This is a genomic window from Massilia varians (assembly GCF_027923905.1).
Lineage (GTDB): Bacteria > Pseudomonadota > Gammaproteobacteria > Burkholderiales > Burkholderiaceae_D > Telluria > Telluria varians_B.
On record NZ_AP026966.1, the window covers coordinates 3692443 to 3705825 of the forward strand.

Here is a 13383-nt window from a genome sequence, read left to right on the forward strand (position 1 = left end):
CGCCCGCTTCGCTTCAGTGGCGATGCGCGGGATCGTGGTCCCTGGCGCCATGGTATTCGAGAATGGACGCGGCCTTTTCCAGCCGCGATTCGTCCGCGGTGACGGTGACGACGCACTTGCCGATCTCCAGCCCCGGCGCGTACACGTCCTTGTAGTCGGTGCCGCCCTTCACCGCGGGCGAGTCGCCCACAGTGAAATTGGCTTCCGACGGCCCCGCCTCGTCGCCGGTATGGCTGATGTCGATGCCGTCCCGCTCGAAGCCGGCGTCGAGCAGCGCCTGGCGCGCGCGCTCCGCATCCTGGAAGTTCTCGATCACACGTACGAGCTGCTTGTTCATGGTGCCTCCATCGATTCCTGTTGGAGAGACCGTACCAGAAATGCGCGCGGGCCGGCGCTCACGCCGCTTAGCGGCCCTTGTTGATCTGCTGCAGCAGCTTGAAGGCTTCGCTCTCCAGCACCGACTGCGCATCCGCGAGCTCCTTGCTCGCCTTGACGTAGGCGGCGCGCTCGCGCTCCTTCTTCTCTTCCGGCGGCACGGTCGGCTTGGCGCCCGGGAACATGATCTGCGGGCCGCTGTTGAACTTGTTCTGGATGAGCTGCTTGCCGTAGGGCGTGTTGTAGAAACGGGTCATCTCGGTCGCGGTATCGACGGAGATCACCTTCGACATCGGCAGCGCCAGGCGCCGGTAGACCTCCGCGGGCGGCGTGCGGTCGAGCTTGGCGAACACCTCCTTGCGTTGTGCTTCGCTCGGATAACGGCTGCGCGCGGCGACGCCGCGCAGCGTTTTCTCGGCCTGCATGGCGGCCAGCAGGTCTTGCACGGCCTTGATGTGGGCGGGGCTTTGCGCCGCCACCTGGGCCGGCGCCGCCGCCGCGGGGGCGGCATGGACGGGGTGCACGGCGACCAGCGACAAGCCGAGCATGGCATGGACTGCAAACTTCATGGTTTCCCTTTCGGATGAGGATCTCATCGCGAATGATGCCATGTCCTGGTCTAAAGATATGCGTGGAAACTCACTTATCGCGTGGCTGGAGCAGGCTAGCGCCCGATGCCGATCCCGATGCCCAGGCCGCTGCGGCCGCCGCTGCCGAAGCCGCCGAAGATCGAGGTCGACACGCCGCCGCGCCGTACACCGTCGCGCTCGGCCAACTGGACAACACAGTTGCGCCAGGGGTCGGTATTGGCTGCAAAGCCCAGCTGGGTGCATGCCGGCCCGTACACGGTCATCAGGCGTTCCATCTCGGCTTGTTGCTGCATTGCCTTTTCCTGGGGTGTCGCACAGCCGAGCAAGCACAGTGCGCTTGCTGCCGTCACAATCAATGCGCGCATGGCGGTTCTCCCGATGTCAGGTTTGGTTCCGCCAACTTACCGCGATGTCCAAAAAGGGGCAAGGTGCTCGACACTTGTCGTGACGTAGGAGCGATCCTGCGGCGGCGTCTGTCCGGAACTGTCACGAGTGGGGACTCAGTAGAGCGATTCGCGCTGCCGCTGCGGCAGCGCACTGTCATACGCACCGCCATCGATCCGGCCTTGGGTGAGCGCCGCCAGCATCGCGCCGGGTGACGGTACGCCCGCGGTATCGTGCTCCTGCGGATGCCAGAGCCGCGAGCGCAGGATGGAGCGCGCGCACTGGAAGAAGACCGTGTCGACCGCGATGCGCAGGACGCAGATCGGCCGCTTGCCCTCGTATTCGAACGACGCGAGCAAGGCCGGTTCGACGGAAACCTGCGCGCGGCCACGCACCCGCAGGGTTTCGCCCACGCCGGGAATCATGAAAAGCAGGCCGACGCGCGGATCGGCGATCAGGTTGCGCAGGCTGTCGATCCGATTGTTTCCCCGCCGCTCCGGCAGCAGCAGCGTGTGCTCATCCACGATCCGCACCAGCGGCCCGGCGTCTCCACGCGGCGAGACGTCCAGTCCCTGCGGCCCGCTGGTGGCCAGCAGGGCGAAGCGCGCCTGGGCGAGCCAGCGTGCGTAGACAGGATGCAGACTGTCAGTTTCCTTGGCCAGCGACGCCGGTGCGACGTCGCCGAACAGGGCCTCGAGCGAGGCAAGGTCGGTCACGAGATGCTCAAGCATGGATTTCCCATTCAGTCGGGCACTACCGCCGTCACTTCGATTTCGATGCGCGCGCGTTCCTCCATCAGCGCAGCTACCTGCACCGCGCTCATGGTCGGATAATGGCGCCCGATCACGTCGCGGTAAGCGGCGCCGAGCGCCGCGCCGGCCTGCAGGTATTCCTGCCGGTCGAGCAGGTACCAGGTCATGCGCACGATGTGCTCGGGGCCGGCGCCCGCCTCCCTCAGCACGGCGACCACGTTTTCCAGCGCCTGGCGCGTTTGTTCCACGAAATCGTCGGTCTGGAAGCGGCATTCGGCATCCCAGCCGACCATGCCGCTGACGTAGACCTGGCGGCCGCGCACCGCGATGCCGTTCGAATAGCCCTTCGGGCGCACCCAGCCCGGCGGTTGCAGGATATCCATCAGTTCCCCTCCTGGGCCAGCAGTTCGCGCGCGATGATCAGGAGCTGCACTTCGCTCGCGCCCTCGTAGATGCGCAGCGCGCGGATTTCGCGGTAGAGCGTCTCGACGGTCTCGCCGCTGACCACGCCCTGCCCGCCGAACAGTTGCACGGCCGCGTCGATGACCTGCTGGGCGGTCTCGGTCGCGGTCAGCTTGGCCATGGCGGCTTCTTTGGTCACGCGCTTGCCCCCGTCGCGCATCCAGGCCGCGCGGTAGGTCAGCAGCGCCGCGGCATCGATGCCGGTGGCCATCTGCGCCAGCTTGGCCTGGGTCAGCTGGAAGTCGGCCAGGGTCTTGCCGAACATGGCCCGCTCGCGGGCACGGCGCAGGGCTTCGTCGAGGGCGCGGCGGGCGAAACCGAGGCTGGCGGCCGCCACCGAGGTGCGGAACACGTCGAGCGTGGCCATCGCCACCTTGAAGCCCTGCCCTTCCTCGCCGATGCGGTTGGCCAGCGGCACCCGGCAGCCCGCGAAGCGCAGGCGCGCCAGCGGATGGGGGGCGATCACGTCGATGCGTTCGGCGACGTCGAAGCCGGGCGTGCCGGCTTCGACGATGAAGGCGGAAATGCCACGCGCTCCCCTGCCCCCCTCGCCGCCGCCGTCGCCCGTGCGGGCGAACACGACATAAAAGTCGGCGATGCCGCCGTTGGAGATCCAGGTCTTCTCGCCATCGAGCACGTAGCTGTTGCCGTCGAGCCGGGCGGCGCACTGCAGCGCGGCGACGTCGGAGCCGGCCTGGGGCTCGGACAGCGCAAAGGCGGCGATGGCCGCGCCGCTCGCCACGCGCGGCAGCCAGGCATCCTGCTGCCGGGCCGTGCCGAACAGCGAGATCGCGCCGCTGCCCAAGCCCTGCATGGCGAAGGCGAAATCGGCCAGGCCGGCATGGCGCGCCAGCGTTTCACGGATCAGGCAGATGGCGCGGGTGTCGATCGGCGTGCCGGCGCCGCCGACGGCATGGTGCAGCCAGCCGCCGCTGCCGAGTTCCTTGACCAGGGCGCGGCAGGCCGCATCGACGTCGCCGCCGTGGGCATGCGCCAGGTGCGCCCCCGCCCAGGCCTCGAGTTCGAGCGCCAGCGAACGGTGGCGCGGCTCCAGGAAGGGCCAGTCGAGGTAATCGCGGTCCGCCATCTCAATCTCCCTCGAACCGTGGCGCATCCTTGGCCACGAAGGCGTGGTAGGCACGGTGGAAGTCATTGGTCGCCATGCAGATGGCCTGGGCCTGGGCTTCGGCCTCGATGGCCTCGTCCACGCCCATGTTCCACTCCTGCTGCAGCATCTTCTTGGTCATGCCGTGCGCGAAAGTCGGACCATTAGCCAGGCTTGCAGCAAAGGCCTGCGCATCCGCCAGCACCGTATCCGGCTCGCACAGGCGATTGAAGAAGCCCCAGCGCTCCGCTTCCTCGCCCTTCATGACGCGGCCGGTATACAGCAGCTCGGCCGCGCGGCCCTGGCCGATCACGCGCGGCAGCAGCGCGCAGGCGCCCATGTCGCAGCCGGCCAGCCCCACGCGGGTGAACAGGAAGGCGGTCTTGCTGCGCGCGGTGCCGTAGCGGATGTCCGAGGACAGCGCCAGGATCGCGCCGGCGCCGGCGCAGATCCCGTCCACGCTTGCGACGATCGGTTGCGGGCAGGCGCGCATGGCCTTGACCAGGTCGCCCGTCATGCGGGTAAAGGCCAGCAGGCCGGGCATGTCGAGTCTGGTCAGCGGCCCGATGATCTCGTGCACGTCGCCGCCCGAGCAGAAGTTCTCGCCGGCGCCGGCGATGACGACCGCCTTGACGTCGTCCGCATAGGCCAGGGCGCGGAACAGGTCGCGCAGCTCGGCGTAGGAGTCGAAGGTGAGCGGATTCTTGCGCTCCGGGCGGTTCAAGGTGATGGTCGCCACCCGGTCCTGCACGGCGTACTGGAAATGGGTGGTCTGGTAGCCGGCAAGGCCGGCGCGGCTGCCCGGCAGCCGGTGCGCTTCGCCCGGTAAATAATGCATGCGGTAACTCCTGATGAAATGGATTCAGCCTTCGAGCAGACGCGCGGCCAGCTGCTGCGGGCTCAAGCCGCCACCCAGCGCCTGCAGCTGGCGCTCGCGTTCCAGGTTGCGTTCGAGCTGCAGCTTGCCGGACTGGTACTGGCGCGGCCAGGCGGCGCCCGTATAGCCGATGCGCGCCGCCTCGTTCAAGGTCCAGGCCGGGTTGGCCAGGTGCGGCCGGGCGACGGCGCACAGGTCGGCGCGGCCGGCCGAGACGATGCCGTTCACGTGGTCCGCCACGTAGATCGAGCCGACCGCGATGGTGGGGATGCCGGCCTCGTTGCGGATGCGGTCGGCGAACGGGGCTTGGTACATACGTCCATACACGGGCTTTTCTTCCTTGCTGACCTGGCCCGAAGAGCAATCGATCATGTCGGCCCCAAGCTCCTTGAACAGGCGCGCGATCGCCACCGCATCGTCCGGGGTAATCCCGCCGTCGACCCAATCGTGGGCCGACAGCCGCACGCTGATCGGTTTGTCCGCGGGCCAGGCGGCGCGGATCGCGGCGAACACCTCGAGCGGATAGCGGCAGCGGTTTTCCAGGCTGCCGCCATAGGCGTCCTGGCGGCGGTTGGTCAGCGGGGAGATAAAACTCGACAGCAGGTAGCCGTGGGCGCAGTGCAGTTCCAGCCAGTCGAAGCCCGCCTCGTGCGCCGCCTCGGTGGCGCGCACAAAGTCATGCTTGATGCGTTCCAGGTCAGCCAGGCTGGCTTGGCGCGCCACCTGCGACACCCCTTTCAGGTATTGCTGGGGCGAGCTCGAGACCAGCGGCCAGTTGCCCTCGGCGAGCGGCAGGTCGATCCCGTCCCACATCGGCCGGGTCGAGCCCTTGGCCCCGGCGTGGCCCAGCTGCACGCCGATCTTCGCGTCGGACTGCGCGTGCACGAAGTCGACGATGCGTTTCCAGGCCGCCGTGTGCTGCGCCGTGTACAGGCCGGGGCAGCCGGGCGTGATGCGCGCGTCGCTGGAAACGCAAGTCATCTCGGCCATCACCAGCGCCGCGCCGCCAAGGGCGCGCGCACCCAGGTGGGCCAGGTGAAAATCGCCCACCGTGCCGTCCAGCGCCGAGTATTGCGCCATCGGCGAGACGATCACGCGGTTCTTCAAGAGGACGCCGCGCACCTTATAGGGCGTGAACATCGGCGGCGTGAAGCCGCCTGGTGCCTCTACCCCCGCCTGCGCCGCCGCCTGCTCGGCAAACCAGCGCTCGAAACCGGACACGTAATCGGGGTCGCGCAGGCGCAGGTTTTCGTGCGACAGGCGCTGGCTGCGCGTGAGCAGCGAATAGGCGAACTGCTCGGCCTCCAGCGCCGTGTAGCGCTTGACGTTCTCGAACCATTCCATCGAATTGCGCGCCGCGCTCTGCAGCTTGAGCACCTCGACCCGGCGCGCTTCCTCGTAGGCGCCGAGGGCCTGCTCCATCGGCACGGACGGGTCGTCGAGGCAGCGCGCCAGTTCGATCGCGTCTTCCAGCGCCAGCTTGGTGCCGGAGCCGATCGAGAAGTGCGCGGTATGGGCGGCGTCGCCCATCAGGACCACGGGCACGCGGCGCCCATCGATATCGTGGAAGTGGACCCAGCGGCGGCAGGCAATGCGCGGGAAGCGGATCCACATGCCCAAGCCGCGCAGGTGGGCCGCATTGGCCATCAGCGGCTGGCCGTCGAGGTAGCGCGCGAACAGCCGCTCGCAGTAGGCCAGCGCTTCCTGCTGGTCCATCGCCTCCAGGCCGGCGGCGCGCCAGGTTTCCTCGGGTGTCTCCACGATAAATGTCGACGTGTCGCCGTCGTACTGGTAGGCGTGGGCCTGGAACCAGCCGTGATCGGTCTCTTCGAAAGCGAAGGTGAAGGCGTCGAATTTCTTGCGCGTGCCGAGCCAGACGAAGCGGCAGTGGCGCTGTTCGACTTCAGGCTGGAATACCTCGGCATGGCGCTGGCGTATCGCGCTGTTGACGCCGTCGCAGGCCACCACCAGGTCGGCACAGTAGGCGCGCGCCAGCTCGGCGTCGTCGCGCACCTCGTGCTCGAATTCCAGGCGCACGCCCAGCGCGGCGCCTCGCTCCTGCAGGATGTTCAGCAGGCGCTTGCGGCCGATGCCGCAGAAGCCGTGCCCGCCGGAGGTAAGGCTGCGTCCCTTGAAGTGGACGTCGATCGCGTCCCAGTGGTTGAAGGACTGCAGGATGGCGCGCGCGCTGTCCTCGTCGGCCCCGGCCAGGTGGCCGAGCGTCTGGTCGGAAAACACCACGCCCCAGCCGAAGGTGTCGCTGGCGCGGTTGCGTTCGACGACGGTGACGGCGTAGTCCGGATGGCGCTTCTTCATCAGGAGGCCGAAATACAATCCGGCCGGACCGCCGCCCACGCACACGATGTTCATTCCCGCTCCTGATTTGGTGTTGCCGACATCTTACATGGGCAGATGCTTTAAGTGTCAAGCAATGTTGAGCGACAGTCGACAAGCGGTATATCCGACAGCATTGTTTTAGTACAATACAGAACGTTTGCACCTTCTTGGTGCACGCGCAACCGCACGTTCACCGACATCCTCATGAATCCTTTGCTCCAGCGCCTACGCCTGAACAGCCTGCGCAGCCGCCTGATGCTGCTGGTGGCGCTGGCGATCACGCCCATCGCCATCATGACGGTACTGGGCGGCATCCGCGAACGCGAGGCGGCGATCCGCGCCTCCGAGGAAAACCTGCAGCGCCTGACCGGGATGGCCGCGGCCAACGAAGCCCAGTCGCTCGACCGCGCGCGCCAGATCCTGGTCGACCTGGTCAGCGTGCCGGACCTGATGGGCCCGCCCCAGCGCTGCAATGCGCTGCTGGCCGACGTCCTCGACCGTAACGAAGGCTATGCCAATTTCGGCCTGATCCAACTGGGCGGCGAGGTGACCTGCAGCGCGGTGCCGATGCTGCATCCGGTAAACCTGGGCGACCGCAGCCATTTCCGGCGCGCGATCGCCGAACGCCGCTTCATCGCCGGCGACTACGTGTTCGGCCGGGTGATCCGCCGCCATACGATCAACCTCACCTACCCGGTCACCGACCGCAGCGGCCGGGTGGTGGCGGTGGTGTTTTCGGCCATGGACCTGGCCGGGCTCGACACGTTCGTGAACGAAATCAACCTGCCCGTCGGTTCGATCCTGGAGACGGCCGACGCCAACGGCCTCCTGATCTCGCGCCGGCCCGACCCGGAGCGCTGGTTCGGCAAGAAGATCAGCGCGCCCCTGCTCGCCGCCATGCGCGACCCGGCACTGCGTCCGGTGCTGCTGCGCGGCGAAGACGGCATCGAGCGCCTGCACGCCTTCGCCCGCGTGGGCGGCCCCTCGCTGTCGGAGTATACGGTGACCATCGGTGTGCCGGTCGAGACCATCACCGCGGCGGCGCGCGAGGCGCAGCTGATGTCGCTGCTGGGCCTGGGCGTGACCACCATGCTGGCCCTGCTGGCGGCCTGGCTGGCGGGCGACATCCTGATCGTGCAGCGGGTGCGCAAGCTGATGGAGACCGCGCGCCGCATCGCCGCCGGCGAGCTGGAGGCGCGTTCCGGCATCAGCTACGGCAACGAGGAGATCGGCCGCCTGGCCGCCGCCCTCGACGAGATGGCGGCCGCCCTGCAGGCCAAGGAAGCGGCGCGCAGCCAGGCCGAGCGCGAACTGCGCGCGGCTGACCAGCGCAAGGACGAATTCCTGGCGATGCTGGCCCACGAGCTGCGCAACCCGCTGGCGCCGATCAGCACCGGCGCCCACCTGCTCAAGCTGCTGCATTCGGACAACGCCCAGATCACCCAGACCTGCGCGATCATCGCACGCCAGGTCGAGCACATGACCAGCCTGGTGGACGACCTGCTGGACGTCTCGCGCGTCACCCGCGGCCTGGTCTCGCTGTCGACCGGGGTGCTGGACCTGCGCAAGGTGGTGGACGACGCGGCCGAACAGATCCGCCCCTTGATTTCGGCGCGGCGGCACAAGGTGGTGCTCGAGCTGCCGAGCGAGCCGGTGCGGGTGAAAGGCGACCACAAACGCCTGGTGCAGGTGGTGGCCAATCTGCTGGGCAACGCCACCAAGTACACGCCCGAAGGCGGCCACATCGCGCTGCGCCTGGTGGAAAGCGAGGACAGCTACGTGCTCACCGTCACCGACGACGGCATCGGCATGGAGCCGGCGCTGGTGGGCCGCGTGTTCGACCTGTTCACCCAGGCCGAGCGCACCCCGGACCGCTCGCAGGGCGGCCTGGGGCTGGGCCTGGCGCTGGCGCGCAGCCTGGTCGAGCTGCATGGCGGCAGCGTCAGCGCGGCCAGCCCCGGACTCGGCAAGGGCAGCACCTTTACCGTGCGCCTGCCGCGCTATGGCCAGGAAGCCGAGATGCAGGTGCTCGACGTGGTGCGCCATGCGGCCTCCGCCCAGGCGCCATTGCGGGTGCTGGTGGTGGACGACAACCTGGACGCCGCCCATACCCTCAACCTGTTCCTGGCCTCCAGCGGGCACCGGGTCGAGATCGCCTACAACGGCGTCGACGCGATCGAGGTGGCGAAGGTGTTCTCGCCCCAGGTCTGCCTGCTCGATATCGGCCTGCCGGACATGGACGGCAACGAACTGGCGCGCCAGCTGCGCCGCCTGCCGCAAACCAGCGGCGCCCTGCTGGTCGCCGCCACCGGCTACGGTCGCCAGCAGGACCGCGATGCCGCCCGCGACGCGGGCTTCGACCACTACATGGTCAAGCCGGTCAATACGGTGCAGCTGAACGAGCTGCTGGCCTCGGCGGGCGCCGCGCCGGCTGCCGGCTGATGCCGCAGCCGGCTCCCGTAAGCGACGCCGCCGGGGCGGCGCATCGCATATCATCGGGTTTTACCTCAAGGGGCGCGCATGGGTGAAGTCGGAGTAGTGCTGGCCATGCTGGTGGCGGTGGTAGCGAGCGGCTACCTGGTACGCGTGCTGCCGGTCGCCCTTCCGCTACCCCTGGTCCAGATCGGGTTGGGCGTGCTGATCGCCAGCATGGGCTGGCATCCGGTGCGGCTCGATCCGCACACCTTCTTCATCCTGTTCCTGCCGCCGCTGCTGTTCCTGGACGGCTGGCGCATCCCCAAGGTCGGGCTGTTCCGCGACAAGGTCGTGATCCTGGAACTGGCGCTCGGCCTGGTGCTGTTCACGGTGGTCGGCGCCGGCTTCCTGATCCACTGGCTGATCCCCGAATTGCCGCTGGCCGTGTCCTTCGCCCTGGCCGCGATCCTGGCACCGACCGACCCGGTGGCGGTCGGCTCGATCGCGGCGCGGGTGCCGATCCCGCCGCGCCTGATGCACATCCTCGAAGGCGAGTCCCTGCTCAACGATGCCAGCGGCCTGGTGTGCTTCCGCTTCGCGGTGGCGGCCGCCCTGACCGGAACTTTTTCGCTGTCGAGCGCGGCGCTCACCTTCCTGTGGGTGGCGCTGGCCGGCATCGCCGCCGGCGTGCTGGTCACGCTGGCCATGGGCGGCGTCCAGCGCCTGCTGTCCAAGCGCTTCGGCGAGGAGCCCGGCGCCCCGATCCTGCTCAACCTGCTGCTGCCCTTCGGCGCCTACCTGGTGGCCGAGCACATCGGCGCCTCGGGCATCCTGGCGGCGGTCGCCGCCGGCGTCACGATGAGCTACGTGGAACTCAGCGGGCGGGCACTGGCCACCACCCGGGTGCGCCGCAACGTGGTCTGGGACACCGTGCAGTTCGCGCTCAACGGCGTGATGTTCGTGCTGCTGGGCGAGCAGCTGCCCAACATCGTGCGCGCGGCGGTCGAAGGCCCGGACCTGGCCGTGCCGCGCGAGTTCTGGTGGCTGGCGTGGCACGCGCTGGCGATCAGCTTCGGGCTGATCGCGCTGCGCCTGGTGTGGGTGTGGGTCTCGCTGCGGCTGTCGCTGGCGGCGGCGCGGCGCCAGGGACGCGAAGGCATCATGCCGCGCAAGCGCCTGATCCTGGCCACCTCGCTGGCCGGGGTGCGCGGCGCGATCACCCTGGCCGGCATCCTCACCCTGCCGCTGGCGCTGCCGGGCGGCGAACCCTTCCCGGGACGCGACCTGGCGGTATTCCTGGCCAGCGCCGTCATCGTCATTTCGCTGGTGGTGGCCAGCATCGGCCTGCCGCGCGTGCTGCACGGACTCGAACTGCCGCCGGAAACCGCCCTCCACGCCGAGGAGGACCAGGCGCGCCAGGCGGCCGCGCTGGCGGCGCTGGGCGCCATCGACGGCGCCGGCCCGCCCCAACCCTTCGACGAGAAGGACGCCGACCTCCACGCCAGCGCCGCCGAACAGGTGCGCGGCATGTACCAGCACCGTCTCGGCGGCGCCGGCGACAGCAGTCATCCGGGCCGGGCGCGGGTGGCCGAGGACGCGGAACGCCACTACCGGCTGGCGGCACTGGCGGCGGAGCGCAAGGTGTTGCTGCAGATGGCGCGCAGCGGCCAGATTTCCGACGAGACAGCGCGCCGCCTGGTGCGCGAGATCGACCTGGTCGAGGCGCGCTACCAGCCCTCGGCCAAGCACTAGCACGCGCACTAGGTTCGCTTCCGTACGGCGCGCAAGAGCGCTTCGGCGTAGGATCGGGCAACCAGATTGGAAGGAAGCCCCATGCACAGCGAAGAAAACGGCAGCGCCGACAACCCGCTCAGCGATCCACCCGCCGCCGCCAAGGCCGCCGGGCTGCGCTACGTCCACGACGACCGCCCCGGCATCCGGCGCGAACAATCCGGCGGCGGATTTCGCTACCTCGACGCCGGCGGCGACCCGGTCGCCGACGAGGCCAGCCTGGCCCGCATCAAGTCCCTGGCGATCCCGCCGGCCTGGACCGAGGTCTGGATCTGCCCGCAGGCCAACGGCCACCTGCAGGCCACCGGCCGCGACGCCCGCGGACGCAAGCAGTACCGCTACCACCCGAAATGGCGCGCCGTGCGCGACGAGGTGAAGTACGAGCGCATGCTGAACTTCGGCCAGGCGCTGCCCGCCATCCGCAAGGAAGTCGACCGCGCCCTGTCGCTGCCCGGCATGCCGCGCGAAAAAATGCTGGCCACCATCGTCTATCTGCTCGAGGCGACCATGATGCGCGTCGGCAATGAGGAATATGCCCGCACCAACAAGTCGTTCGGCTTGACGACATTACGCAACCGCCACGTCAAGGTGGACGGCAGCGACGTCGAGTTCCGCTTCCGCGGCAAGAGCGGGGTGTATCACAAGGTGCAGGTGCACGACCGGCGCGTGGCCCGCATCATCCGGCGCTCGCGCGACCTGCCGGGCCAGGAACTGTTCCAGTACGTGGACGACGAGGGCGAAACCCACAGCATCGATTCGAGCGACGTCAACGACTACCTGCGCGCGATCACCGGCGAGGACTACACCGCCAAGGATTTTCGCACCTGGTCGGGCACCGTGCTGGCCGCCCTCGCACTACAGGAGTTCGAGAAGTTCGACTCCGAGGCCCAGGCCAAGAAGAACATCGTGCGCGCGATCGAGTCGGTGGCCGAGAAGCTCGGCAATACGCCGTCGGTCTGCCGCAAGTGCTACGTGCACCCGGTGGTGCTCGACGCCTACCTCGACGGGGCGGTGCTGGAATCCCTGCGCGAGCGCACCGAGCAGGAATTGACGGACGACCTGCACGCCCTGCAGCCGGAAGAAGCCGCGGTGCTGGCACTGCTGCAGCAGCGCCTGCGCCATGAACAGGAACAGGAGCGGCAGCGCGCCCGGGCCGCCCCTGCCAAGTCAGCCAAACCCGGGCGCGCGCCGCGCCGCCGCGCCGCCCCCCAAGCCATGAGAGGAGCAGCATGAGCAAGCAGTCAGGATGGACCATCGAGCAGGTCGCAGCCTTCGAACACCAGGTGACCGGCGTCTCGGTCTCGGAGGACAACCGGATCTTCGTGAACTTCCCGCGCTGGACCGAAGACAGCGCGGTGTCGGTGGCCGAAGTGGGCCAGGACGGCGCCCTGCGCCCCTACCCCGACGAGCAATGGAATGCCTGGCGCAACGCGCGCAAGGATGAACTCCCGCCGGAGCAGCATTGGGTATGCGTGCAGAGCATCGTGGCCGACGGCCGCGGCAGCCTGTGGGTGCTGGACCCGGCCGCGCCGGCGCAGGCCCACCTGGTAGCGGGCGGCGCCAAGCTGGTGCAGATCGACCTGGCCGGCGACCGGGTCACGCGCAGCATCGTCTTCGACGAGGAAGCGGCGCCGCAAGGCTCCTACCTGAACGACGTGCGCTTCTCGAACGACGGCAAGTACGCCTTCATCACCGATTCGGGCGTGGTCGGGGCGATCCTGGTAGTGGACATCGAGCGCGGCAAGACCGCACGCCTGCTCGACGGCCACCCGTCGACCCAGATGAAGAAGGGCTTGACCGTGAAGACCGACGGCAAGGAACTGCGCCGGCCGGACGGGCGCGGCGTCGAGTTCTCGGCCGACGGCATCGCGCTGTCCGCCGATGGAAAGTGGCTGTACTGGCAGGCGATCAAGGGCGACACCCTGTACCGGATTCCCACTTCAACCCTTACGGGCAAGGGGCTGCAGGGGCAGGACGTGGGCGACGAGGTCGAGGAATTCGGCAAGAACGGCGTCTCGGACGGCCTCCTGATCCCGCGCGGGACCAACCGGATGCTGCTCAGCGCGGTCGAGGACGACGCGGTGAAAGTGCGCGACCTTGACGCCGGGCCCGCGAGCCAGCCCGAGATCCTGGTGCAGGACAAGCGCCTGCGCTGGCCGGACACCTTTACCCAGGGTCCGGACGGCACGGTTTACGTGACCACCTCGCACATCCAGGATTCGGCCTTCTTCAAGCCGGACGCGCCGCCTGCGCTGCCGACCCAGTTGTGGAAGCTGGTCGGCGGAGAATTCTAGG

12 protein-coding genes are annotated in these 13383 nt (G+C 68.6%); 4 read left to right on the plus strand and 8 right to left on the minus strand.

What is annotated here, in order from left to right:
* Positions 1 to 13: 13 nt before the first annotated feature.
* From MasN3_RS16550 to MasN3_RS16585, 8 genes are all read right to left on the minus strand, one after another.
* A complete protein-coding gene (locus MasN3_RS16550; RefSeq protein ID WP_281908634.1) occupies positions 14 to 337 on the minus strand; it encodes a hypothetical protein in 324 nt (107 codons plus the stop codon).
* Between the two features lie 67 nt (positions 338 to 404).
* A complete protein-coding gene (locus tag MasN3_RS16555) occupies positions 405 to 944 on the minus strand; it encodes a hypothetical protein (protein ID WP_281908636.1) in 540 nt (179 codons plus the stop codon).
* Positions 945 to 1039: 95 nt separating this feature from the next.
* The gene (locus MasN3_RS16560; RefSeq protein ID WP_281908638.1) at positions 1040 to 1258 is read right to left on the minus strand and encodes a hypothetical protein; all 219 of its coding nucleotides are present in this window, start codon (positions 1256 to 1258) and stop codon (positions 1040 to 1042) included.
* Between the two features lie 207 nt (positions 1259 to 1465).
* Positions 1466 to 2080 carry a pyridoxamine 5'-phosphate oxidase family protein gene (locus tag MasN3_RS16565; RefSeq protein ID WP_281908639.1) on the minus strand — a complete coding sequence of 205 codons (615 nt, stop codon included), beginning with the start codon at positions 2078 to 2080 and terminating at the stop codon, positions 1466 to 1468.
* An 11-nt stretch (positions 2081 to 2091) separates the two neighbouring features.
* Positions 2092 to 2484, minus strand: coding sequence for a RidA family protein (locus MasN3_RS16570; RefSeq protein ID WP_281908640.1), 393 nt, complete (start codon positions 2482 to 2484; stop codon positions 2092 to 2094).
* A complete protein-coding gene (locus MasN3_RS16575; protein WP_281908642.1) occupies positions 2484 to 3650 on the minus strand; it encodes an acyl-CoA dehydrogenase family protein in 1167 nt (388 codons plus the stop codon). The genes MasN3_RS16570 and MasN3_RS16575 overlap by 1 nt, the downstream gene beginning before the upstream one ends.
* Before the next feature lies 1 nt (position 3651).
* On the minus strand, positions 3652 to 4506 hold the full coding sequence (locus tag MasN3_RS16580) for an enoyl-CoA hydratase family protein (RefSeq protein WP_281908643.1): 855 nt from the start codon (positions 4504 to 4506) through the stop codon (positions 3652 to 3654).
* A gap of 24 nt (positions 4507 to 4530) precedes the next feature.
* Positions 4531 to 6915 (minus strand): bifunctional salicylyl-CoA 5-hydroxylase/oxidoreductase, encoded by a 2385-nt coding sequence (locus MasN3_RS16585; protein ID WP_281908645.1) that lies wholly within the window; start codon positions 6913 to 6915, stop codon positions 4531 to 4533.
* 171 nt (positions 6916 to 7086) lie between these two features.
* Between MasN3_RS16585 and MasN3_RS16590 the strand changes: the two genes are divergently transcribed.
* The 4 genes from MasN3_RS16590 to MasN3_RS16605 all read left to right on the plus strand — a co-directional run bounded on the left by MasN3_RS16590 (position 7087) and on the right by MasN3_RS16605 (position 13382).
* Complete coding sequence (locus MasN3_RS16590; RefSeq protein WP_281908647.1) at positions 7087 to 9324, plus strand: hybrid sensor histidine kinase/response regulator; 2238 nt, start codon at positions 7087 to 7089, stop codon at positions 9322 to 9324.
* Positions 9325 to 9402: 78 nt separating this feature from the next.
* Positions 9403 to 11049, plus strand: a complete 1647-nt coding sequence (locus MasN3_RS16595) for a Na+/H+ antiporter (protein WP_281908649.1) — start codon at positions 9403 to 9405, stop codon at positions 11047 to 11049.
* A gap of 81 nt (positions 11050 to 11130) precedes the next feature.
* Positions 11131 to 12321, plus strand: a complete 1191-nt coding sequence (locus MasN3_RS16600) for a DNA topoisomerase IB (protein WP_281908651.1) — start codon at positions 11131 to 11133, stop codon at positions 12319 to 12321.
* Positions 12318 to 13382 (plus strand): L-dopachrome tautomerase-related protein, encoded by a 1065-nt coding sequence (locus MasN3_RS16605; RefSeq protein ID WP_281908652.1) that lies wholly within the window; start codon positions 12318 to 12320, stop codon positions 13380 to 13382. The genes MasN3_RS16600 and MasN3_RS16605 overlap by 4 nt, the downstream gene beginning before the upstream one ends.
* Position 13383: the final 1 nt, after the last annotated feature.